General features: G+C 66.0%; 11 protein-coding genes. 10 read left to right on the plus strand and 1 reads right to left on the minus strand.

Going from position 1 to position 25,229, the window contains the following annotated elements:
• Positions 1-56: 56 nt before the first annotated feature.
• From ACFFGH_RS08945 to ACFFGH_RS08955, 3 genes are all read left to right on the plus strand, one after another.
• Positions 57-15,458, plus strand: coding sequence for a putative Ig domain-containing protein (locus ACFFGH_RS08945; RefSeq protein WP_386667160.1), 15,402 nt, complete (start codon positions 57-59; stop codon positions 15,456-15,458).
• A gap of 14 nt (positions 15,459-15,472) precedes the next feature.
• The gene (locus ACFFGH_RS08950; RefSeq protein ID WP_386667162.1) at positions 15,473-15,970 is read left to right on the plus strand and encodes an SMI1/KNR4 family protein; all 498 of its coding nucleotides are present in this window, start codon (positions 15,473-15,475) and stop codon (positions 15,968-15,970) included.
• Between the two features lie 478 nt (positions 15,971-16,448).
• Positions 16,449-17,087 (plus strand): GAD-like domain-containing protein, encoded by a 639-nt coding sequence (locus ACFFGH_RS08955; RefSeq protein WP_386667164.1) that lies wholly within the window; start codon positions 16,449-16,451, stop codon positions 17,085-17,087.
• Positions 17,088-17,223: 136 nt separating this feature from the next.
• Here ACFFGH_RS08955 and ACFFGH_RS08960 read toward each other — a convergent pair whose 3' ends face one another.
• Positions 17,224-17,961, minus strand: a complete 738-nt coding sequence (locus ACFFGH_RS08960) for a transposase (protein ID WP_386667166.1) — start codon at positions 17,959-17,961, stop codon at positions 17,224-17,226.
• 500 nt (positions 17,962-18,461) lie between these two features.
• On the opposite strand from ACFFGH_RS08960, the gene ACFFGH_RS08965 reads away from it, so the two are divergent.
• Genes ACFFGH_RS08965 through ACFFGH_RS08995 form a run of 7 tightly spaced genes read left to right on the plus strand, consistent with a single transcriptional unit; the run spans position 18,462 to position 25,201 of the window.
• Complete coding sequence (locus ACFFGH_RS08965; protein WP_386667168.1) at positions 18,462-19,604, plus strand: tetratricopeptide repeat protein; 1,143 nt, start codon at positions 18,462-18,464, stop codon at positions 19,602-19,604.
• Positions 19,605-19,612: 8 nt separating this feature from the next.
• Entirely contained in the window at positions 19,613-19,876 is a 264-nt protein-coding gene (locus ACFFGH_RS08970) for a flagellar biosynthetic protein FliQ (RefSeq protein WP_386667170.1), read from the plus strand.
• Between the two features lie 2 nt (positions 19,877-19,878).
• Positions 19,879-20,646 (plus strand): flagellar biosynthetic protein FliR, encoded by a 768-nt coding sequence (locus ACFFGH_RS08975; RefSeq protein WP_386667171.1) that lies wholly within the window; start codon positions 19,879-19,881, stop codon positions 20,644-20,646.
• 2 nt (positions 20,647-20,648) lie between these two features.
• Positions 20,649-21,716 carry an EscU/YscU/HrcU family type III secretion system export apparatus switch protein gene (locus ACFFGH_RS08980; protein WP_386667173.1) on the plus strand — a complete coding sequence of 356 codons (1,068 nt, stop codon included), beginning with the start codon at positions 20,649-20,651 and terminating at the stop codon, positions 21,714-21,716.
• Positions 21,713-23,767: a flagellar biosynthesis protein FlhA gene (locus ACFFGH_RS08985; RefSeq protein ID WP_386667175.1), complete on the plus strand. Its 2,055-nt coding sequence runs from the start codon at positions 21,713-21,715 to the stop codon at positions 23,765-23,767. Before ACFFGH_RS08980 ends, ACFFGH_RS08985 begins: the two co-directional genes overlap by 4 nt.
• Before the next feature lies 1 nt (position 23,768).
• A complete protein-coding gene (locus ACFFGH_RS08990) occupies positions 23,769-24,440 on the plus strand; it encodes a flagellar hook-basal body protein (protein WP_386667177.1) in 672 nt (223 codons plus the stop codon).
• 14 nt (positions 24,441-24,454) lie between these two features.
• Positions 24,455-25,201, plus strand: coding sequence for a flagellar hook-basal body protein (locus ACFFGH_RS08995; RefSeq protein WP_386667179.1), 747 nt, complete (start codon positions 24,455-24,457; stop codon positions 25,199-25,201).
• The last annotated feature ends 28 nt before the right edge of the window (positions 25,202-25,229 follow it).

Below are 25,229 nucleotides of genomic sequence, written 5' to 3' on the forward strand. Positions count from 1 at the left end.
CGGGATTACCTGATATCAGCCGAAGAACCGGCAATGGATATCAGGGGACGCAAGACATGACGGCGATCATCTCGGGCAACGGACTGGGCCTGTTCAACTCCTCGTTGAACCAGTTGGGCGGCACCTTGGGCAGCCACCCGGGTCTCGGGCAGGGTACGACCAGCCAGTACGTCAACATCGCGACCGGCAACGTCATCATGCAGGGGCAGGACGAACGCCTTCTGTCTCGCGGACTCCTGTTCGAGCACACCCGCACCTACAACAGCCAGGGCGTGCTGACTAGCACGAACGAAGCCGGCAAGGACCTGTGGACGTTCGAGTTCGAGACGGTCATCCGGCACCTGTCGGGAACGATCAATACGGCCGGCAGCACGGTCGAACGCATCCTTGGCGACGGCACCCGCGTGCGGTTCGCGTATGACGCGCAGGCCGGGCTGTACCGCAGCACCGCTGGCGACGGCGCGCACGACACGATCAGCTACTCGACCTCCAGCGCGCAGTGGACCTGGATGGAGGGCTCGAGCCTCCGTCAGGAGATCCACAACTCGTCCAAGGGCCAGATTGTCCTCGTGCGCGACCCCAAGACAGGCGCCGAGAATCGGTTCGAGCGCAATACGTCGGGGCGCCTGGAGCGAATCGTCACCCAGGGCGGCGACGCCGTGCTGTTCCACTACGACGGCAGCACCGAGGTCCTGCTCGGCGTTTCGACGCTGGAAAGCGGCGAGATCAAGTCGCAGGTGCGCTATGGGTACGACAGTGCCGGCCGCCTCGCGCGTATCGAGCTCGACCTGACGCCCGGCACCTGGGATGACAACAACGCCGACGCCACGCGGTCGTTCGTTACCGAGTACGAGTACAGCGACGACGGCAAGATCAAGCGTGCCAGCCGAGGCATGTCGCAAAGCGACGGTCTCGAGGTCAGCTACGACTACTTCATCGACACCGGACGGGTTCGCGCGATCACCGTGGGCAGCGTCGAAGACGGTTCGGCGCAGACGCTGATCTTTGCGTACGACACGGCGAACCGCCGGACCGACGTGACCGATGCCGCCGGACGTACCTGGTCGTACTTCTACGACAGCCTCGGGCAGCTGACCGAAGTCCATAGTCCAGCCGAGAACGGTCAGCGCCAAGTCACCAAGATCGCGTACAACGCGGCTGGCGACGTTACTCGCGTGGAGGACGCCGAGCAGCGCGTCACCGCTTACGAGTACGACAGCCGCGGCAATCTGCTGCTGCAGCGCGACGCCTCCGGCAACACGGTCCGTCGCGCGTACGACAGCCGCAACCAGCTGCTGACGCAGGCGTCCTACACCGTTGCGGACCCTGACGGCGCGGGGCCCCAGCAGGCCACCGGGGCACTCGTAACGCGAAATGTCTATGACGCCACCGGCCGGGTCGCGTACACAGTGGGCGCCGAGGGTGAGGTGACCCAGCACACCTACGACGCATTGACGGGGCTCGTTGGCTCGACGCTGACCTTCCACTCGCATCGCTACGCCGTGTCGGGGCTGGCCGACGACCAGGCGCCGAGCCTGGCGCAGATGAATGCATGGGCCGCCCAGCAGCTAGCCACTAGCGTGGATGGAGCCGCACCAATCACGCGTGTCGATTACCGCTACGACGGTCGCGGCCTGCTCGCGCGCACGTTCCAGTACGGTCGCGTCGACGCGCAGGGCCAAGGCGTGCGCGACGCCGAAATGGCGGAAGTGGTCCATATCTACGACGCACAAGGTCTGTTGCGCGAACAGGTCGCGTACCGCGGCGCGGACCGTACGACTCAGGAGCGCGTCAGCTACTTCTACGACGGCCTGGGCCGTCTGATCGGCACTCGCGACGCGGAAAACAACATCACGACACACGTCCAGGATGACCGCGGCCAGCGGCTGGTGGTCACCCAGGCGGACGGGCTCATCCAGACCGAGCTGCGCGACAAGGGTGGCCGGACTACGGCGATCACGCAGTCGGTGGCGGGCGAGGCCGGTTCGCGGACCGAGCACCGCTTCCATGACGAGACCGGTCGCCTACGCGCGACCCAGGACGCCGGCGGCGCCCGCACGTACTACTTCTATGACGCTGTCGGGCGGGTGACGGGCGAGGTCGACGTAACGGGACTGGTCACCGAATACCAGCGCGACCGCACCGGCCTGCTGTTGGAAACGCGCACCTACGCCACGCGGGTAGACACCCGTACCTGGTTCGTCGACGGCCGGGTCACTCCCAGCCGGATCAGTGACGTGCGCCCGGCGGCGGACGCCGCGAATGACCGCCTGCTTACCAACCGGTACGACGGATCGGGCCGGCTGATCAGCCAGGTCGACGCGGAAGGCTTGGTCACCGCTTACACGTATGACGGCGCGTCCCGCCTGATCCGGACCACCGTCGGCAAGCCGCAGGATGCCACGGTCGAGGCGCGCGCGACGCGTTTCTTCTATGACCGCAGCGGGCGGCAGACCGCGGTGCTCGATGCCGAGGGCTACCTGACGGAGCGGCGCTTTGACGCGGCCGGTCGCGAGACGGCACTGGTGCGCTACGCGCAGCGTACGTCCGCCGCCGCCCGGGCGACCGGTTCGCTTGACGAATTGCGCCCAGGCACCAGCGACAGCGATCAGATCACCCGTTCGTTTTACAACGCTCGCGGGCTGAAGGTCGCCGAACTTAACGCCGAAGGCTATCTGACGGAATTCGTCTACGACGAGGAACGCAACCAGCGCGGCGTGCGCGTCCACAATCGACGGTTGGACGGCCTGAGCGGCAGCGAGTCGCTATCGACGCTGCGCGCGCAGGCCCAGAGCGAAGGCGCCCGCGAGACGCGTCGTGTCTTCAACGCGCGCGGGCTGGTCGCAACCGAGATCAATGCCGAAGGCACGGTCACCCACTACCGCTATGACGCGGCAGGCCGGCTGGTCCGTACTGAGGCGGCGGCAGGCACGCACGAGTCGCGCCATGGCGGGCTGCGCTTCAACGCATTCGGCGAGTTGATCGGAGAACTGAGCGGTGCCGGCGCCGCCGAGTTGAGCGCACGGGAGAAGGCCGCACCGGGCGGTCGACTGACCGCCGCGGAAATGGACGCACTGTTCGGACAGTACGGAATCCGCCATGCATATGACGCGCTGGGTCGTCGCACCGAAAGCGTCGATGCCGAAGGCAACAAGACTTGGTACTTCTACGACGGCGGCTCGCGCCTGACCCACACGGTGCGGGGCATGGCCGACGCACTCGGCGTGCGCAACGCGCTCGGAGAGGTGGTCGAAACACGCTACGACTCGTTCGGCCAGGTCATCGACACCACTGCTTACACGGGTCGAATCGGAATTGCCGGCCCGTTTGGCCGAGAGCAGGCGGCACAGGCCATCACGACACTGCGCTACGTGCAGGGCCACGACAGCCGCCTGTCGTTCTCGTACGACCGCCGTGGCGCCGTGCTCACCGCCACGGACGCCAATGGCTTCCGGTCCATCAACACGTACTCCGCGTTTGGCGAACTCACGCGCAGCGCAAGCGAAGTCGAAGCGGGCCGCTGGATTGCGACCGAGTTCGACTACAACCTGCGCGGCGAGCGCCTGGCGCAGGTCGACGACGCGGACGGCGTGCGGCGCACGCTGAGCCAGGAGGTGGACGCGTTCGGCCGCGTGGTGCAGAGCCATGACGGCCGCGGACATGTGGTCACCCGAGGGTATGACCGGCTGGGCCGTCAGGTCACGCAGTCACAGCGCATTGGCGGTCGGAACGAGGTCTGGTCCACGGCCTACGACGCGCACGGCCGCGTGCTCACGCAGACCGACCCGCTGCAGCGTGCAACGACCTACCACTACGACGACGCCGCACGCAGCGTCGTCGTGACCACTCCGGAAGGTGTGTCGCTTCGCACCGAGCGCACCCGCCACGGCGAAGTGCGCCACGTCACCGACGGCGCCGGCGTGCGAACGAGCTATGCCTACGACCTCGACGGTCGTCTGCTGGAAACAATCGACGCGAACGGGAAGGGCACGGTGCAGCTTCGCGACGTGCGCGGGCTGGTGCAGTCAACGCGCGATGCCACCGGTCGCACGGTCGACTATCGCTACGATGCGGCCGGTCGCGTGCTCGAGCGGGTCGAGGACCCGCGCGGTCTGGCACTGACGACTCGCTACGAATATGACGCGCAGGGCCGACAGGTCCGCGTGGTCGACCCCGAGGGCGTCGTCACGCGGCAGGGCTACGACGCTGCCGGACAGCTGGTCGAAGTCGAGCGTGACGTGGCAGGTCTGCGCGACCGCACGCTGTACACCTGGGACGGCATGGGTCGTCAGCTTTCGGTGACCGAGGCCGCCGGCACCAGTGCCGCCCGAACCGTGCACTACCAGTACGACGACCTCGGCCGCCGCACAAGCGAGACGCTCGTGGCCGGCACGGTGCGTGAAACCACGCAGTACCGCTACGACGCGAATGACAACCTTGTGGCGCGCATCGACGCCGAACAGCGCGTCAGCCGCTTCGCGTACGACGAAGCCAACCGTGGCGTGTTCGAGGTCGATCCGGCTGGCGGAGTCACCCAGCGCTGGCACGACGGCGCTGGCCGCCTGGTCGCGACGCGTGCCTATGCCCAGCCCGCCGCGATCGGCGGCGCGCCGCTGGAGCTGAGCGCCGACCAGATTGCCGCAGCGGTCACGGCCGACGACGCGCGCGACGTGCAGATGTTCCTGGTACTGGATGGGGACGGCCGCGCGGCCTTTGCCGTCGACGGCGAAGGCGGGGTCACCCGCACGCAGTACGACGCGGCCGGGCGGGTCGTCCAGACGCGCCGCTTCGCGACCGCTACCCCGATGGACCCCGGCCAGGCCGAGGCACTGCGTACGGGGGCGATTGCGGCTGATGCGTTCGTGCTGCCGGCGCCGAGCACGCAGGACCGGGTCGAGCACCGCGTTTACGACGCCGTGGGGCGGCTGCGCTATACGGTCGATGCGGACGGCAGCGTGCAGCGGCTGGATTACGACGCGGCTGGCCGGGCAACCGGCTCCCACCGCTATGTGCAGCGCATCGGCATGGACGCCGGGCTCGCTGTCGCGCTGGAGGCGGGTTCCGCGACCGAGGCCGACTTGACCGCCCGAGTGACGGGCCGTCCGGACGACCTTCGTCTGCACAGCGTGCTCGACAGCGCCGGCCGCGTGCGGTTTACGGTAGATGCGGCCGGCAATGTGGAGGAATTCTTCTTCGACGATGCGGGTCGGGCCATCGGCTCGCGCCGCTATGTCTCCCCGATCGGCGTCGATGCTCCGCTCGCCGAGCGCCTCGCCTCCGGCACCGCCGGCCTGCAGGATATCCAGGGCCGTCTAAGCCCGGCCGCGGAGCGCGACCTTCGCTCGTTCCAGGTGCTCGACGCGCTTGGACGCACGCGTTTTTCGATCGACGCGACCGGCGCGGTGCGCGAGTGGGTGCTGGACGCCGCCGGCCGGGTCGTCGCGGCGCGCCAGCTGGCAACGCCGGTCGCAGTCGACGGCACGTTGTCGGCCGCGCTCGCTGATGGCACGGCAAGTCCGGAGCAGATCGAACGACTGATCACCCGCAACGACGCGATCGACGTTCGCGAGCAATACGTGCTCGACGGCGCTGGTCGCGTCCGGTTTGCAATCGCGGCGAACGGGGCCGTGCTCGAGACGCAGTACGACGCCACAGGACTGGTGCGTGCGGAGCTGGCACACGCTACGCCTCTGGCTGCCGATCGGGTGGCCGCTGCCCAGGCGGGCCAGCTCACCGCGGCCGCCCTCGAAGCCGAACTTGCAAACAGCGCTGCGGGCGCGCGTGCATCGAGCTACGTTCGTGATGCGTCGGGGCGCGTGCGCTTCACTCTCGTGCGCGAGGACGCCAATCGCGTGCAGGTGCGCGAGCAGCGCTATGACGCCCTCGGCCAAGTGACGGCAGAAGTCGCCTACGGCGTGCGCATCGCCGCAGGCACCCCAGCCACCGTTGCCGCGGTGAGCGAAGCGCTCGCCGCGGCTGGTGGAGCGGACGCATCCGCGCAGCGCATCACCCGGCGTGTGCACGACGCCGCCGGCCGCACCGTCTACCAGATCGACAGCGCCGGTGCAGTCACGGAGATGAGTTACGACGGACTGGGCCGCGTACAGCAACAGCGGTCCTATGACCGGCCGGCCTCAACAAACTCTGCGACAGAGTCCGAGGTCGCCGCGCAGCTGGTCGGCGCCCAGACTCGCGTGACCGAGACGCACTACGACACCGCCGGCCGCGTGGTCGCGGTAATCGACGCGTTGGGCAATGCCGAGCGCTTCGAGTACGACGGAGCGGGGCAGAAGACCGCCTACACCAATCGCGACGAGCACCGCTGGACGTACGTCTACGACGCCGCCGGCCGGTTGGCTCGCGAGATCAGCCCGCAGGTGGCCGTATCGGAGGTCGGGCCCCACGGTAGCGTCGGCACGGCTCACCGGTCGATCGTCACGATGTTCGAGTACGACGCAGCGGGCAACGTGCTCGCTCGCATCGAGGACGCAAACGGAAGCGCGCGCAGGACCGACTACGCCTACGACAACCGCGGCCGTCAGATCACGACCATTTTCCCGGATGCGGGCGTATGGAGCCCGGCAACCGGCGCGTTCAGTGACAGCGGTCGCCCGACCACTCGCGTCTTCTATGACACGCTTGACCGCGCCGTCATGCAGCAGGACGTGCGGGGCAATTACAGCCACCGCGTGTACGACAACGCAGGCCAACTGCGCTACGAAGTCGACCAGGAAGGTTTCGTCACCGGTTACACCTGCAACGGGTTCGGTGAGCGAGAAGTTCTGACGCGCTTTGCGCAGAAGGTGGCGTTGGCTGACGGTCAGCCGCTGACGCTCGGGCAGATCGAAGGCCTGCGGCAGATCACCCATGGTGAGGATCGCACGCTCACGACCCGCTACTCGCAGCTGGGCCAGAAGGTGGAAGTCCAGCAGGACGGTGTGACGTGGCATGACGCCGCGGGCACCGCGCACGCGGGCCGTCCGACGACCCGTTTCGAATACGACGCGTACGGCCAGCTCACACGCGAATCCGTGCTGCTCGAGGGCGGCGCGGACGAACCGGGCGCGAAATGGGCGCACACCCACCGTTACTATGACGCGGCGGGCCGCCAGGCGGCGGTGATCGATGCCGAAGGCTATCTCACGGCGCTGACGTACAGCGCGCAGGGTGAGGTGTTGAGCCAGACCGAGTACGCACGGGCCGTGTCATCGATTCCCACGGCGGGCACGATGCCGATCCCGCCCGCGGCGGGCGACGCGGACACCGGCTACGACCGCACAACGAGCTACGGCTACGACGGACTGGGCCGCAAAACGAGCGAGTCCGTCACGCGCCATGCGCATGACCACGACGGCGTGGTCGGCGTGAGCACCGTTGTAACGACGCTGCGCTACGACGGCGAAGGTCATGCCATCGAGGTGGAGACCAATGGTGCGGTGACGCGTACGTCCTACGACGCGCTGGGCCGCGCGGCGGCCGTGCTGGAGCCGGAGCGTGCGGCGCTGCGCGAAGGCGGCGAGGCCGAGTTGGCGGGCATCGGCGTGCACATCGACGACGCGGCGTTGCTCGTGTCGGTGTCGCCGTACAGCACCATGCAGTACGACGCCTTCGGCAATGTTGTCGAGGTCCGGCGCTACGCGAACGGCTGGAAAACCGGAGCCGCCGCCGCCGAGGTTTCGAGCGCTGACCAGGTGCACGTCACCCGCTACGACCGCCAGGGGCGTGCCGTGTGGGAACGCGATGCGGCTGGCACCGAATACGCGCGCACCTTTGACGCGGCGGACAACGTCCTCAGCACGCAGATGCGGCTCGACGGTACTGCCGGGCGCTGGGCCCGGATCACGACGCTAGCCAAGTACGATCAGCTTGGCCGGCAGACCGAGTCCAAGGTCGTGCGCGATCGCTTCCGCGGGGACGCGGCGGTTGCGCCGGATCCAGCCACACGCGAAGACAACATCGATACCGCGTCGTACGTCCGCTACAACGCCTTCGGCGAGATCGTCGCAAAGGCGGATTACTCGGAGCGTCTGGACGATGCGGCGCAGTCGGCCCGCTTCGAGTACGACCGCGCCGGACGCCTGGTTCGCACGAATGCCGAGGGCGGCGTGTTCCGCTCCTATGGATACAACCTGGCAGGTCAGCAGACGCTCGAATCGCACGACGTGCTGCTCGAGTCGGCGCCTGGCGAGACACGCTACGAAGCGGCGATCACACTGAACCGTCTCGACCGGCTCGGCCGGGTGGTTGAGCAGAGCCTGCCGGCGGCGAACGACTCGGCCGCAGAGCGGGTGAGCGTGCAGCGTCGCTACGACCGATGGGGTAACACGGTAGCCGTGCGCGATCCGCGCGGGGCCGAGACCTTCTATCAGTACAACGAGCTCAACCAGGCCATCCTGGAAACGCGTCCCGGCGTGAAGGTGGTCCACGCGGACGGAACCCACGCGACGGAACGCCCGACCACTGCATGGTTCTACGATGCGCTCGGCCGGCAGATCGGCTCGCGCGATGCCAACAACAACGTGCGGCGGGCCTACTACAACGACGCCGGCCAGCTCGTCGAAAGCCGCAATGCTTATAACCACAGCACGCGCCAGGCCTATGACGCACTCGGCCAGCATCGGCTGAGCGAGGATGCACTCGGATACGTGACCTACCGCGGGTACGACACGGCGGGCCGGGTCGTCGAGCATGGCGATTACCTGGCCCAGATAGACGGGATGGGCCGCGGCCGTACGCGTCGCGAATCCTATGTGCTGGACCAGAACGGCAACCGCACGCAGGTCATCGACGCGCTGGGCAACAAGGTCCAGTACGACTACGACAGCCGGGGACTGGTGGTGCGCAGCCGCACCGCTGCCGGCGTCGTACTTGAGTTCGCATACGACCGCCAGGGCCGCAAGGTCCGCGAGACCAACGCACTGTCGGATGCGCGGCTCCTGCTCGATCCGACGCCGGTCTATCGCGGCGGCCTCGCGTCCTTCCGTGTCGTGCCGCAGGGCGCCGGAACGCGTTTTGCAATCCCGGCCGGGATGTTCGCGATCAACACCGGCGACGCGATGGCGATCAGCGAACGCGTGACGGTGGAGCGCTGGAACGGGCAGACCTCGCAGTACGAGGCCGTCCCAGGCTGGTCGTATGACGTCGCGTCACGAACGCTCGACGGGCAGGCGTTGCCGCCCGGCAATTACCGCCTTTCCGTAGTGGCGAGCACTGCGATGGAGACCTCGGCCGTCGCGTCGATGGGCTTCATCGTGCTGGACAGTGGGCAGTGGGCCGCAAGCCATTGGGCCAGCTCCCCGCAGGCCGCCTTGGGCCTGCCCGATCGCGCCGTCGCGACCGGAGAAGCGTTCGTCTACACGTTACCGGCCGGCGCGTTCACCCATCCGCAGGGGCAATCCCTGACTTATAGCCTGCGGGTGTATGAGGCGCGCCAGGTCTGGGTACAGACTTACGAAGGCAACGTCCAGATCCAGTCGGCCGAGTCGGACGGCACGGCCTCGGCCTACCTGTCGGGCCAGAGCGGCGGCTATTGGGAATGGGTCTGGGACTACCACGACCTGGACGTGAGCGAGCTGGCGGGTCATCTCGCGATCAACGCTGTAACCGGTGAGATCACCGGGGCGCTGCCCGCCGGCACGTACAGCCTGCAGGTTGTTGCCCACGCCGGGGCCCGGGAGGCCACCTCGGAGTTCTCGATCGGGCCAGCCGCAACGGCGACCGGCCAGGCGCCTAGCCGCCGCGCCGCGCCGCGCGACGACCAGGAGGGCCGCGCGATCTGGCTGGACGAGCAGACCTGGCAGTACGACATGTTCGGCCGCCTGACCGACCACAACGATCTGAGCGGTTTCGACTACGACTACGAGTACGACAGTCGCACCGGCCAGCAGGTTACGCAGAGCAGCGACTGGACCGTCGCAGGCCGGGTCTACTCGGCGCCGACAAACGACTACCTGGACGATCTGCACGACGCGCCGTGGCACAGCGAAATCTACGACTGGGTGCAGCGTGCGCGCGAAGCCCTGCAGACGCCAGAGCTGCTCAGCGACCCGGCCCGCACCGTCGCGTACTACGCGAACGGCCAGATCAAGGAGATCCGCGAAGGCTCCAACTGGACCCGCTACACCTACGACGCCGCCGGCAACCGCACCAGCGAGGAATCGCTGACGTACGGCCAGGGCAACCAGACGGTGCACCAGCGCACCGAGGTGACGTACGACAGTCACAACCGCATCATCAAGGTCGTCCATGACGATCTGGGTGCCAGCGTGGAGCGCGGCGCTCCGCCAGTCCGGCGCCTGCTCGATCTGCGCTACGACTACGACGCCGTCGGCAATCGCCGGCGCGTGCTCGCCCGCAGTGCGTACGGCGACAACCAGGCCGCGATCCCGATGACGGATCTTGGCCCTCAAGTGGTCAATGCGATCGCGTCGCAGAGCGCGCTCGTCGGCGAAAAGTGGGCGTTCACCGTCCCGTCGAATACCTTCAGCGATCCGGAGGGCGGCCCGCTGACGTACACGGCGACGATGGCCGACGGCTCGGCGTGGCCGGCGTGGCTGACGTTCAACCCGACTAAGCGCAGCTTCTCCGGCGCGCCGCCGCAGGCAGGCGCATACACCGTGCGCGTAACCGTCGAGGACTCGGATGGCCACCTGGTCAGCGCCGACTTCGTACTGACCGCGGCGGACAACCGGGCGCCCGAAGCGGTCGGCACCATCGCGCCCCAGACCGGATACACCGGTGTGCCCTGGAGCTTCCGCGTGCCGGCCGGGACGTTCGCCGATCCGGACGGCCGAGCGTTGACCTACAGCGCCACCATGGCCGACGGTTCGCCACTGCCCGATTGGCTCACGCTGACGGCGGACGGTCGCTTCACCGGTACGCCGCCATCGGCGGAGTCGCTGCAGATCCGCGTCGCCGCATCCGATGGCGCGCTGAGCAGTTCACCGGTCGAGTTCACGCTCGAGGTCCAGCAGCTCACGCTGCCGTTCAACATGGACTTCGAACAGGGCAACGTCGGCTGGGATCTCAACGGGATCCAGATCGTGCAGGAGGCCGGGTCATTCGACGGCGGCTGGCATGCCAAGCGCGTCTACACCGGCCACATCGGTGCAGGCATGCATGCCGTGGGCCGTGTGCCGGTGCAGGTGGGCCAGGTGCTGACGGTGAGCGCGATGATGCGCGCGTACGGTGCTGAAGACGAGGTGGGCGGTGCCGTGCGCATCGGCTGGCTCGACGCAAACGGCGCACAGATCGGCTACTCGCAGGGCAACGAGGTCAACGTCGTCAACGGCGGATACTGGCGAGCTTCCACCATCACCGCTGCGGCGCCCGAAGGCGCGGTTTTCGCAATGCTGCAGGGCGGTTCGTTCTGCCTGCGTCCGGGCGGCGTGGTGTTGTTCGACCGCTTCAGCTGGCAATACGGTTCGCCCGGAGACGGCGGTGGCGGTGGCGGCGGTGGCGGCACGATCGGCGATGGCGACGGGCCCATTCGGGCGTTCCTGATCGAAGAGCGCCCGCCCCACTACGCGCCTGAAGACCCGGACGGCGGCGGTTGGAACGGCGGCTACCCCGGCGACGGCGATGGCGACGGAAGCGGCTGGAACCCCGACGGCTCCTACACCGCGCCGTCGCCCTACAAGTCCTACTGGTACAGCTACGACGCCGAAAACCGCGTTGACGTGGTGCACGGCGACCTGACCGACGGCCAGATCCGCGTCAGCCACAACGGCATCAGCCATTCGCTGAGTTATGACGAAGCCGGCCGCGCAACGAACCGCTGGTTCTACCAGGGCGGCGCGTTCGCGCACGAGCAGACCCAGTACACCCAGCGCGGCCAGCGCAACAACGTGTTCGTCAACGGCGTGCGTACCGAAAGCTCCGAGTACGACGGTGTCGGCCGCACCACGCAGCGTCGTGAGTACTTCGGTGCTGGCACGGTCCGGAACGGCGTCGACATCTCCGGCTGGATCAAGCATGCGGAGGTCTATCAGCTCGACGCCGACGGTCGCATGCTGCGGCAGGACATCCACGGTCGTGCGCTCGGCTGGACGGCGTACGCTCCCCCAGCCCCGCCGCCGCCTCCGCCGCCGCCGGTAACGCGCACCAGCGGCGCAGGGGCACCAACGCTGCAGATCGCGCCGGCCGGCTACGGGTTCTCGTCCGGTCTGGCCGATTACTTCGAACTGCCCGCCGGTACGTTTGTTGACGCGGAAGGCGGCGAGATCCGCTACGAGATCATGTCGGGGCCGACCTGGCTCGAGTACCAGCGGGGGGCGGAAGGACAGCACGGCTTCTACGGCACTCCGCCAGCGGACATCCAGTTCGCCGAGCGTGAAGTGGTGTTCCGCGCAACCGATGCGCAAGGCAACTGGACCGAGGTGGTGTTCCAGGTGACCGTCTTCAACGACGGCGACGACTACCCTGACGACGGCTTCAACCCCGAGTTCCCGCAGTTGCCGAGGATGGTCGCCGCCTCCATGTCGACCACCAGCGCCACGTATGAACTTGGCGAGCTGCGGGTAATCGGCACGGTGAACTACGGCGAGCACGCCTACGACAAGGCCGGCCGCCTGATCGCCTACCAGTACTCGGCGCTCGCGCACGAGGACGGCACCGGCGCGACCGCTTCGGACCCGATCAACTTCACCCACACCTACGTCTACCAGTACGAGGGCCGCGACAGCTATCTCGAGAAGCAGGTCTACGGCAACAGCCGCTCGCTCAACGGCTCGACCAACTACTTCCGCGCCAGCCATACCGTCAGCGAGTACGACGCCTGGGGCCGCCGCGTGTCGGTGAGTGAGAAGACGCCCAAGTTCGACAAGCGCGATGCAATTCCCGACCGGGTCCGGACATTCGCCTACGACCGCGAAGGCAACATCCTGCTGCGCAAGGAAGGCACGCTCGAAAACGGCCTGTTCACCCAGACGACCGAGCAGAAGCTCAAAGACGATCGCTTCGCGTTCGTCAGCGGTCAGCAGGTCGCACGTGGCTCGCGCAGCGGCGAGCTGGATGTGGTCGGCCGCCTGACCGCCTACAACAGCAGCGAAGCCGGCGCGATTACGATCACCGTGCAGGCCGGCGACACGCTGCGCGGGATTGCGCAGCGCATCTACGGCAACAGCAACCTGTGGTACGTGATTGCTGAGGCGAATGCGGTTACGGATGCGGAGCTGCGCGCGGGTACTTCGCTGAAGGTGCCGGATGTGAAGGTGTCGGCGAATGATGCCGAGACGTTCAAGCCGTATAACCCGGCAGAGACGGTTGGGAATACCAGCCCCAGCCTGCCGTATATCACGCCGCCGCCTAAGCGGCAGTGCAGCGGAATAGCGGCCGTCCTCGCGATTGTCGTGATCGTCGTTGCCGCAATTTTCATGCCCTACGTTCTGCCAGTTGTTGAGGGCATTGTGGGAGCGGGGGCACTGGCGACCGGTATAGCGACAGGCGTATCTGTCGCGGCGGGCAGCGCCGTCACTCAAGGCGTCGGTAGCGCATTGGGCGTTACAAGCTTCAGCTGGCGGCAGGTGGCCGTTGACGGCATTACAGCCGGCATTACTGCAGGAATGGGGCAGTATCTCGCAGGGACAGCGACCTTCGGAAAGCTGGCTGCTGACGGTACCCGCGTGCTCAAAACGGCCGGCAAGGTTGCGCAAGCCGTCTCAACTTACGGCGGCTCGGTAGTGGCCAATGCGACGGTTGGGCGCGACACGAACTTCAGCTGGAAAGCGGTCGCGGCAACCGCTGCCAGCGCGTACATAGGGGCAGCAGCAGGGCTCGACAAAGGCTTGGCCATTACCAAGGGCACCACAGAGCTCGGCCGCCTCGTTAATGAATACGCTGGCGCCTACGCAGGAAGCGCACTTAACGCTACCTCGCGTCGCTTGATGGGTCTCGGCAAGCAAGACTGGCGCCAGATCGCGATTGATGCGTTCGGAAACACGATAGCTAACGCTGCTGTCCGAGGCGTCCGGAGTTGGCAAGCAGATCGCATCGCTCGTGCGCAGATGGCCGACCAGATGCACGACGCTGCATGGGCCGATGGAAACCCGTTCAACGACGTGAGCGGCTCGTCTGCCGCGCGGGGCGCGGCTCTACGCGATCTGTCGACAGAAGTAGGGTTGCGCTCCGCGATCCAGTCGATCGTGGATGCTAATGCGGGTCAACCGCTATTTGCTTCGGGTTACGGTGACGAAGCGAGCAAGCTCGGCGCACCGGCAATCATGTCCACGGATGGTAGCGGTACGCACGGCAACTTCACTCGGGGAGAGTCCGACCAGAGTGTCCGGGAGATGGAGGCTGAACTTGATCGCTTGACCGCTCAAGGTCGCGACATGTCGAACTCACGGGCGCTTCTGCACGAATACAAGCAGCGGGCGTTCGTCGGCGACGCTGGCTTGGAAATCGATATTATCGGCGGGAGTCGAGAGTCTGATTTTTTTGGTGCGGAGCATGCTAGCTTCTTCTACGCTTCGACATCTCAACCCTTTGCGTCACTCGGGCCTCGCTCCGACGCAGTCAATTGGAGTTTCCGCTCCCACGGAGCTTCGGCGGGCGCCTTCCCTCAGTCGAGAGAAACACCGCCCACGCTCGATATGAACTGGAACTGGAACTGGATCGGCGGGGCGGGTCTTGGCATTGGATTGCCAAACTTTCATCAGGCGACGCCTATCCCCGCCAATCCCGTATTACCAACTAATGGTGGTCGGTGGACGGGAGTGCCTGGGAACTCCGGCTGGGTGTCTACGAATCCAAAAGTAACCGCGATTACAGGCGGCCGGCCGGTTCAGTTCAGAAATGGCATGGTGAATTTCGACCCCTGGTCACAGGGGCGACTCAATGTGCCAGGCATGACAGGGTCGGACTCCGATCTACGACTCGGCCGTGATGCTCTAAGGAAGAAGTACGGGCTCCCGACGGATGCAGCCGCGAAGCGATGGTTACGTGACCGCGGGCTGACCTTGCATCACAATGCCAACGGCCTTTCATTGGATCTGATTCCGTCAGATCTGCATAACACTAGAAATGGTGGGATACCGCATTCTGGTGGAGCCTCTATCTTGCGGAATTGGAATGCGTCGGGCACGCCACAGCAGTTCTATAGGGCAAACCAGATAGCCAGGGGGGCGCGCTACCTCGGTGGTGCTGGCGCGGTATATGGCGCATACACAGATGGCGCCAGTCTCTATAGCCAATACAAGATCAGCCGCCAAACAGGTAGCTACGTCAACACGTCTGCCGAAGCGACCCGCATCGCCGGAGGTTGGGCCGGTGCATGGGCCGTTGGCACTGCAGGGGCTAAGTTCGGTGCCGGCTTCGGCGCTGTTTTTGGCCCGGTCGGTCTTGCTGCGGGCGGGGTCATTGGTGGCGCTGTGGGAGGGGCCCTTGGCTATGCAGCGGGGAGCTATGCTCTACCTCGCGTGGTTGACGACATGAGCTTTCTGAACAAGCCGGCGCAATGAACGGAGTGCAGTCAATGATGACGCTGTCTCAAAAACTTGCAGCACTGATGTATCGGCCCTATATCGACACCGATCGACATGACCCCGCGGTGTTTGCCAACCTTCCACAGATCGTTGGCTATCCAATTCCCGAGGAGTACATGGATTTCTTGCGTGACTTTCCTAGTACGGGGATGTTTGACGTGGAGGGCGACGTGATTGTGAAAGGTGTTGAGCAACTCCCGGGCAATCACGACGGTCGATATGCTGTTTCGATGCTGTTTGCGGCCTGCTCGGACGAGCGATATGACCTGATGGAGATCGCACGACGTCCCCTGTATGGCGGCGACACGCCGCGTTATGTCCTTCAGATTGGGGACAATGAGTTCGGGAACGCCTTTTGCCTAGACTTACGTCGGGAAAGCTTCGGCAAGGTGTATTACTGGGACCATGAGAGCGGCGCGGACGAGACAGGCCTGTACCTCGTGGCGGATGACTTTACGTCGTTCGTAAGGGGCTTGGATTCAAAGTAGGGGCTCGCACAAAACGCAGAAGCAGGGGGGGGGGCGGGCGCACTTCGTAAAGTGCGCTCTAAAACAGGGGGGCAGAGTGGACTTTACGGAGTGCGCTCAGCCCATGTATCACCGGTCGCGGCGTGTCGAAAAATATGACTCCGGTCGTCGCGAGAGCAGAAGGCCCCGCAGTGCGGGGCCTTTTTCCGTCAGTTGCGCGGGTAGGACAGGGACTGGATTGCCAAAAACACGGGTCAGAGTGAACTTTGCGAAGTGCGCTCGGATCATGTATCGGTTGTCGCAACCTGTTGAAAAATCCGACTCCGATCGTCGGGAAAACAAGAGGCCCCGCAGTGCGGGGCCTCTTGCTGTCAGCTGCATGGGGGGGGTAGGGGTTAGATTGGAAAACAGGAGTCAGAGTGCACTTTCTTGCAATTGAATCGGGCCAAGGAGCAAGTCTGATGAATGTTCGTCGTCAGTTACACAGAGGCGTTGGCAAATGACTGCAGCCGAGGAATACATTGACTTCATTTCCGAGATCGGACCCGGCGAGCGGTACCGAGAGTGTAGTGCGGAGGTGATACAGCGAAATTCGTCGAGGCTACCGGCACCGCTGATGGCGATATGGAAAAGCAGCGGCCTGTGCGTCCATGGAGGGGGGCTTTTCTGGTTTGTAGATCCGGATGAGTATGCGGGCCTGAAGGATTTCTGGCTGGTGGGCTCAAGCCTCGGGAATCCGAGTCAGATCAACGTTTTTGGCCGAACGGCTTTTGGCGACCTTTATCTCTGGGATGAGTCAAACGGGAGAGTCTTAAAGATTTTCTGCAGCTCTAACCGGATGATGACTTCAGAGTCCAGGGCGGGCGCCGCGCAGCATCTCAACTTAGCGATTGAGAGTTTTCTTGCGATGGCGGAGAAGGCGGCTTTCGACCAAGAGGACGAGGAAGGTGAGTTTTTGTTTGACAGGGCGGTGGCGGCGCTCGGGCCTCTTGCCGAGCAAGAAATGTATGCGTATCAGCCGGCCTTAGTTTTGGGCGGAGCTAGGCACTTGGCCAGCCTCGTGAAGCTGGATCTGAAGGTGCACCTTACGTTGTTACGGCAGTTTGCCGCGCCGGTGCTTCGTACGGTGACGGTATAAACGTCGAGGTGACGGCCGTCCAAAACGGGGGGCAGAGTGCACCTTGCGAAGTGCGCTCGGCCCCTGTATCGCCTGTCGCAGCGTGTTGGAAGATTCAAAAACGGAAAAAACACGGGTCAGAGGGAAAAGACACGGGTCAGAGTGCGCTTCCTCGAGTGTGCTCGCCCTGCGGACCGGCGGTCGTGGCGTTGTGTTTCCTCGGGCGACCGATCTTCGCCGGTCCTGCGCGCCTGGACAGCTGGGCTTCGATTGCGGCTCTGAAGCGATCCGAGCCCAGTGCGTGCTGACGTTGAAGTCGCAGTCGGATGAGTTCGAGCTCGTCCGGCGCTAGGGCCTGCGCCACCAAGGCCCGATAGGCATGTTGTCGAGCGGCGGGGTTGTCGCCGAGCGCGAGATACGCGGCGTGAGGCTGCAACAACCGGTTGTCGGCACCCAGCGCATTGGCTGCATAACTCGACCATGGGCAGTCCTCGGGCCCGCGTGTCATCGCGACACGCACCGGGTTGAGCTCGATGTAGCGGTAGCAGCGCAGCAGGTAGGTCTCGGTGTCAACCAGGCAGGCCTTGTACCGGCCTTCCCACAGCGTGCCTGTGCGGTGGTAGCGGTCGTTGACGTAGCGGACGTATCGGCGCCCAAGTGCCTGCATGACCGCACCGACTTGGCCGCTCTCGAACGGCGTCAGCAGCAGGTGCACGTGGTTGGTCATCAGCACGTATGCATGCACGCTGCAGCCGACGCGGCGGGTGATATCCCGAAGCTCCTCCAGATAGCGCCGCTGGTCGGTGGGCTGAAAGAAGCAGGGGCGGCGGTCGTTCCCGCGCTGCACGACGTGCTGCGCGACGGCCGGCAGATCAATCCGGGGCTGGCGGGGCATGGGCGTCGCTCCGGGAATGGCTCCAGAGTGTTGCCGCCTGTCCTGTCGATTTGCTTCAGCGTTCCGGACGCGCTCGGCTAGGAAAAGTCCGCACGGGCGCAGGTTGGCGTTCGACGCTGACGGCGGTTCGCGCAGCCCAGTGCGAGCTGCGCATCGAAGGCGAGACCCGCGCCTCCACCCGCTGGGCCCCGGCGTCTGGCGCCACCTCGCAGGCCGGCCGCAGCCGTGCATCGGCCTCAGTCGGGACGTCGGAAGCAGCGGATTGCGATGCACGCCGCGGAACGCGCCAAGACTGAACAGGGAGGCCGGTGTTACCGCAGCGCCGGTTCAAATTCATGACGCAAATTTTCTTTGACTTTCACACAACCCTCACGATAGCGTTCCTCTCGCGGTGAGCAACGGATCACATCTGGTGTGTGCTGCAGGGGGCGGTCGCGGATGCCATGGGGATGGCTAAACGACCGGGCATAAGCGTAGTAGGGACGACGCGGGTGGTGTTCGTGAGCAGTGCAAGGATTCTGCGTCTGCGCGGTTTCATCGCGCAGGACGCCGGCAACGCCGATCTGGCGTGCGAGTTGGTGGATGCGCTGATGGAGGAGGGGGACCTCGGCGCAGCAGGTGACGTACTGTCGTCCCTGCCCGATGCCAGCCGGGCTGTGCCCGGCGTGGTATTCCGCCGCGCCCGTCTCGGGCTTGCGCAGGGCCGCTATGGCGATGCCGCGAACGACTGCCAGCAGCTGATCGATGCGGGTATCGATAGCGTGGCCGTGCGCCACGACCTGGCTTTCAGCCGGCTCTGCGAGCGGCAGGGCCAGAGCGCATACGACATTGCGCAGTCAGCCGCGGCGACCTTCGGCGATACCGTCGAACTCGCAATGCTGCGCGCCCGTGCGGCGCTGATGCTCGAGTCGTACGAGCTTGCCCAGTCGGATATCGAGGCAGCTTTGACCTTGGACGCGAGCCGTGCCGATGCATGGGGCGTCGCGGCGCTGGTGTACCTGGACACTGGCGATCTGCCGCAGGCGAAGCATGCCGCGACACAGGCATTGGCACGCAACGACCACCAGCACGAGGCGCTGATGGTGGCCGGCACGCTGGCCCTGTGGGAACAGCGGCTGGACGAGGCGCAGCTGATGTTCGAACGCGCGCTTGAGCGCCATCCGAACTCGGGCCGAGTGCTGTCGGGCCTGGGCCAGGTGCTGATGCTGCACAACGACCTGCCGGCCGCGGTCGAAGTGCTGCAGCGTGCCGTCGCTGCGATGCCGGACCACATCGGTACGTGGCATGCCCTCGCTTGGGCACTGCTGCTGCAGGGCCGCACCGATGACGCAGAGTCCGCGTACCACAGCGCATACGCCCTGGACCGCAACTTCGGCGACACGCACGGTGGCCTGGCATTGATCGCAGCGCTGCGTGGCGACCATACCGAAGCCGAGCAGTCCGCAAAGCGGGCGCTGCGCCTTGATCCCAATGCGCTCACTGCGCGCTACGCGCAGTCGCTGGTGCTGGAAGCGCAGGGCGACCGCAGCGGCGCTGATGCCGTGATCGAGGAATTGCTGAGCACGGGGCCACGCGTAACCGACGTGCCCGCCCACGAGTTTGCGACCCGACTGCGCGCAAAGCTGCAGCCAAGCACCCGATAAGGCCCATCATGGAAGCCGATTTCGCGCTCCGTCTCATGACGGAAACGCTGCTTGCTGCCGTGAAAATGTCAGCACCCATCCTCCTGGCGACGCTGGTGGTGGGGTTGCTGGTCTCGGTGGTGCAGGTGGTGACCCAGATCCAGGAGATGACGCTGACCTTCGTACCGAAGGTGGCGGTCGTTGTCATTGCGTGCATCACGCTCGGCGGTTGGATGCTCTCGGTCGCCGTCGAGCTGGCCAAGCGCATGTTCGAAGCCGCGGCTGCGATGTAGTCATGGGCGCCATCGAATCCCTTGCCGCCGTGTTCGGCCTCGCGTTTCTGCGCTACCTGCCGCCGATCGCGCTGCCGGCGTTCACCCCGCTGCGCTGGGCGCCGCCGCTGGTGCGCATCGTTCTGGCGCTGGGCCTGGCGTGGCTGACAGTGCTGGCGCTGCCGGCCTCGTCGATGAGCGCGGTGCAGCAGCCGCAGTTCAACTGGGTTGCCGCAGCCATCGGCGAGCTGTCGGTAGGGCTGGTGTTCGGCCTGGTATTGATGCTGCCGCAGGCGGCACTGCACGTCGCCGGCTGGCTGGTCGATGTGCAGGCCGGCCTCAGCGCGGCCACGCTGTTCAATCCCGGCGCGCAGGGCGAGGCGCAGTCGATGATCGGCGCGGCGCTGGGCCTGCTGGGCACGGTGCTGTTCTTCGTGCTGGACCTGCATCTGGAGCTGTACCAGGCGCTGGTCGCAAGCAGCATGGTGCTGCCGCTGGGGCAGGGCGGGGTGCGCCTGGACGCGTCGGCATTCTTCAGTCTGCTGGGCAGCAGCTTCCTGCTGGGCCTCGCGGTGGTCATGCCGGTCGTGGTGGCGCTGTTCGCGGTGGATGTCGGCGTCGCCTACGCCACGCGCGCCATGCCGCAGGCGAATGTCTATTTCCTCGTGCTGCCGCTCAAGATCATCGTCGCGCTGTTGCTGATGGTCGTGGTGCTGCCGTTCGTGCCCGCGCTGCTGCAGCGCCTGTACCAGGATGCGTTCGCGCGCGTCCCGACGCTGCTGGGGGCCTGACCGTGTCACAGGGCGACCAGGACAAGAGCGAGAAGCCGACCCCGTATCGCCTCGAGGAGGCGCGTAAGAAGGGCGAGGTGGCCAAGAGCCAGGAGGTCACTGGCGTGATCGTCATGGTGGCGTTCGCTGCGCTGATCGCACTGGGTGCAGCCGATGCGGCGCGCGCGTTCGCAGGCGCGACGCGCGGGATGATCGGCCTGGCCGGAAGCGGCCCCGCACTCAACGGCGGATTCGTATCGCTTGCCGGCGCCCTGTATGCGCCGGTGGGGCAGGCGCTGCTGCCGTTGGTCCTCGGCCTGATCATCGCGGCGGTGCTCGGCAACGTGCTGCAGACGGGCCCGATGATCACCACGCACCCGCTCAAGCCCGACTTCAAGCGCCTGAACCCGATGCAGGTTGTGCGCCGCATCTTCTCGATGCGCACGGTGTGGGAGCTGGGCAAGATGCTGGTCAAGCTCGGCGCGCTGGCCGGGCTGTGCGCGATGTTCGTGTGGAAGGCGCGCGGCCTGGCCGAGGCCGCAGTGCAGACGCTGCCACAACGCATGGGCGGGCTGATGCTAAGCGCTTTCATCAAGGCGAGCATCTATGTGCTGATGGTGCTGGCTCTTGCGGCCTTGGTGGACCTGCTGTTCACCCGCCGCGAGTTCATGAAGAAGATGCGCATGAGCCGGCGCGAACTGAAGGACGAGGTCAAGCGCCGCGACGGCGACCCGCAGGTCAAATCCAAGCAGAAGCAGGCGATCCACGACCTGCTGAAGAAGACCCGCGCCGTAGGGCAGGTCAAAGACGCCGACGTGGTGCTGACCAACCCCACACACGTTGCAGTCGCCCTGCGTTACCGCCCTGGCAAGACGATGGCGCCGGTGGTGCTGGCCAAAGGCGCGGGCTTTCTGTGCACCCACATCAAGCGCGAGGCCGCGCGCCATGGCGTGCCGATCATGCGCGTTCCGCCGCTGGCCCGTGCGCTGTATCGCGAGTGCGAGATCGATGGGCTGGTCCCCGAGGCGCAGTACGCCGAACTCGGGCCGATCTACCGTGAACTATGGGCGCGCAACGGGGTGCCGGCATGAAGGCGTTCTGGTCAATGATGTGGCAGAGCAAGCGCGACCTCGCGCTGGTCGCGCTGGTGCTCGGTGTGCTTGCAGTGCTGTTCGTGCCCGTGCCGGCGCCGCTGCTGGACTTTCTGCTGGTCATCAACATCAGCCTGGCGCTGCTGATTCTGCTGGTGACGTTCCTTACCGACTCGCCGCTTAAGTTTTCGACGTTCCCGACCATCCTGCTGCTGGCCACGCTGTTGCGGCTGGCGCTGAACGTGTCGGCCACCCGCTTGATTCTTGCGGGCGGTGACGCCGGTCGCGTGATCAACGCGATCGGTGAGTTCGTGGTGGGGGGCAACTACGTTGTCGGCATCGTGGTGTTCCTGATCCTGGTGGTCGTGCAGTACGTGGTTGTGACCAACGGCGCGCAGCGCGTGGCCGAGGTGGCAGCACGCTTCACGCTCGACAGCATGCCCGGCAAGCAGATGAGCATCGACGCCGACATGAACATGGGGCTGATCGATGAGCGCGAAGCGCGCGAGCGGCGCGCCCAGGTCGAGAAGGAAGCCAGCTTCTATGGCTCGATGGACGGCGCGACCAAGTTCGTCAAGGGCGATGCGATCGCCGGCATCGTCATCATCCTCACCAACATTGTCGGCGGCCTGATCATCGGTATCGCCCAGCTTGGCCTGCCGTGGGGCGAGGCGGTTCAGCACTACACCTTGCTGACGATCGGCGATGGCATCGTTACGCAGATCCCGTCGCTGATCATCGCGGTGGCAACCGGCATCATCATCACGCGCGCGGCGGCCGACGCGCAGCTGGGCTCGGAGATCCCGCGCCAGATCCTGTCCAACCCGCGTGCACTCGCGATCGTCGCGCTGCCGCTGATGATCATGCTGCTGCTGCCGGGCTTTCCGGCGCTGCCGGTGCTGGCAGTGCTCGCGCTGCTCGGCGGCCTGATCTATTTCAGCGTCCGCGCCGGTACACGCGAGGCAGAGGTGGCCATCGAGGAGGCCGCGCAGAACATCACACCGACGGCCGGCGACGACGTGCAGCAGCTGATGCGCGTGGAGCCCGTCGAAGTGCGCTTGGGGGCGGATGTTGCTGCCGCATTCACCGGCCCGGGCGTGGAGCTTGCCGACCGCATCAACAACCTGCGCAAGCAGTTGGCCTCGGAGCTGGGCTTCGTGCTGCCGAAGGTGCAGACCAGCCTGCGCGCCGAGCTGCCGGCGTCGGCATACGAGATCCATTTCCATGGCTGCCGCATGGGGCAGGGCGAGCTGATGCTCGACCGCGTGCTGGCGATCAACCCCGGCGGCACGCGCGCGCAGCTTGAGGGCCCGGAGACCCACGACCCCGCGTACGGCCTGCCGGCGCGCTGGATCGCGCGTGAGTCACGTGCGATGGCGCGCAACGCCGGGTTCACGTTGGTTGATCCCGACACCGTGCTGATGACGCATCTGAGCGAGCTGGTCAAGCGCAACGCCGCCGAGCTGCTTACGCGGGCCGATACCGAACGCCTCGTACAGCGGTTACGCGAACAGCATGCCTCGCTGATCGAGGAGCTGGTGCCGACCGTGCTCAGCTACACCGACATCCAGAAGGTGTTGCAGCTGCTGCTGCGCGAGCAGGTGTCGGTCCGGCATCTGGAAGCCGTGCTCGAGGTGCTGATCGATGCGGGCAAGACCACCAAGAACCCCGAGGAGCTGGCCGAACGCGTGCGCGAGCGTCTGGGCGGATTGATCTGCCAGGGTCTACGGGATGCGAAGGGCGACCTGCACGTACTGACGCTGGCGCCGGAGCTTGAGCGCACGCTGATGGCGAACGTCCGCCCGGGCGAGACGCGCGGCACGCTCTTCAATGAGATGGCGCAGCTCGACGGGTTCATGAAGAGCCTGGCGCGACAGACCGAGGCCATGATGGGCCGCAGTCTGGTGCCCGTGCTGCTGTGCCCGTCTCCGCTTCGCCGCTCGATGCGCGGAATGCTGCACCGCTCCATGCCGTACGTGGCCGTCATCGGCCTCAACGAAGTGCCACCGACGCTGCCGGTGCGCTCCTTTGCCGCGATCCAGGTGGCCTGACATGACCGACACACTCCAGGCCATCGGCCAGGCGCTCAGCAACGACGTGCGCACGCTGACGACGATCAGCCACAACGTCGCCAACATCAGCACGCCGGGCTACCGCGGCGTGCGCACGGTGCCGCAGTTCGATGCGGCAGCTGGCCTCAGCGAAGTCACCGTCCTGCGCGACGGCGGCCTGGCGCAGACCGCGCGGCCGATGGACCTCGCGCTTCAGGGCAGCGGCTTTTTCACCGTCGAGCGTGACGGACAGGTGCTGCTGGTCCGCGCCGGCGCGTTCCGCGTCGACCGCGACGGCTGGCTGGTCACGGCGGCCGGAGACCGCGTGCTGGGTACTTCCGGGCCGATCGCGATGCCGGCCGGCGACGTCCGCGTCGACGCTGACGGCGCGCTTCGGCAAGGCACGCAGGCATTGGGTCAGCTGCAGCTGGTGACGGTCGCCGACGCCGCTCAGCTGCGCCCGGCCGGCGCGGGTGCCTTCGCATTCGACGGCGCGCTGGTGCCGGCTCAGGCCCAGGTCGTCCAGGGCGCACTCGAGCGATCAAACGTTGAACCGGCCGACGAAATGCTCCGGCTGATGGAAACCACGCGACACGCCGAATCCGTGCAACGCGCCATGTCGATGTACGACAAGGCAATGGATGTCGGCATCAACAAGCTCGGCGAAAACTGACAGGACCCACCACCATGATTGATGCCTTGCATATCGCGTCCAGCGGCCTGCGCAGCGAGCAGAAGCTGATCGACGTGATCTCCCACAACGTCGCGAACCTCCAGACCCCGGGATTCAAACGCACGCGTGTGAATTTTCTCGAGCTGGCGGCACCATCCGTTGCAGGCACCGCTCAGACGGGGCAGGGCACGCGCGCCGAAACCTCGACCATCTTCAGCATGGGCGAGTTGCGCGGCACCCAGAACCCGCTCGACGTGGCGATCGACGGCGCCGGCTTCTTCGAGCTCGAGGCCGCCGACGGCAGCGCGGTGTACAGCCGCGACGGTCAGTTCCGCCTGGACAGCGAGGGCCACCTCGTTTCCACCAATGGCCTGCGCCTGATGCGTGGCTTCGCGGTGCCACAGGACGCAACCGACCTGCGGATCGCAGCGAACGGCGAAGTCACCGCGCGACTGGGCAGTGACACCGAACGTACCGTGATCGGGACGCTTGAACTGGCGAGCTTCACGGCTGCCGACGCGCTGGAATCGATCGGCCATAACCAGTACCGCGCAACCGATGCGGCCGGCGTGGCTAGCTACGGCCTGCCGGGGGAAGCCGGTCTGGGCGCATTGCAGCAGGGGCACGTCGAGATGGCGAACGTCGAGATGGTGGACGAGATGACGACGCTCGTGCTCGCGCAGCGCGCGTACCAGCTCAACGCACGCGTGCTGCAGGCGTCCGACCAGATCCTCGAAACGATCAACAACCTGCGCCGCTGACGTGCTTCCGGTTGCGGCCCCTGCTGAC

This window comes from Lysobacter korlensis (assembly GCF_042434515.1).

Coding starts and splice junctions, on each gene's coding strand:
- ACFFGH_RS08950 (WP_386667162.1), top strand. CDS start 15,473: ATGATGACGCTGTCTCAAAAACTTGCAGCACTGATGTATCGGCCCTAT.
- ACFFGH_RS08960 (WP_386667166.1), bottom strand. CDS start 17,961: ATGCCCCGCCAGCCCCGGATTGATCTGCCGGCCGTCGCGCAGCACGTC.
- ACFFGH_RS08970 (WP_386667170.1), top strand. CDS start 19,613: ATGGAAGCCGATTTCGCGCTCCGTCTCATGACGGAAACGCTGCTTGCT.
- ACFFGH_RS08975 (WP_386667171.1), top strand. CDS start 19,879: ATGGGCGCCATCGAATCCCTTGCCGCCGTGTTCGGCCTCGCGTTTCTG.
- ACFFGH_RS08990 (WP_386667177.1), top strand. CDS start 23,769: ATGACCGACACACTCCAGGCCATCGGCCAGGCGCTCAGCAACGACGTG.
- ACFFGH_RS08955 (WP_386667164.1), top strand. CDS start 16,449: ATGACTGCAGCCGAGGAATACATTGACTTCATTTCCGAGATCGGACCC.
- ACFFGH_RS08995 (WP_386667179.1), top strand. CDS start 24,455: ATGATTGATGCCTTGCATATCGCGTCCAGCGGCCTGCGCAGCGAGCAG.
- ACFFGH_RS08985 (WP_386667175.1), top strand. CDS start 21,713: ATGAAGGCGTTCTGGTCAATGATGTGGCAGAGCAAGCGCGACCTCGCG.
- ACFFGH_RS08945 (WP_386667160.1), top strand. CDS start 57: ATGACGGCGATCATCTCGGGCAACGGACTGGGCCTGTTCAACTCCTCG.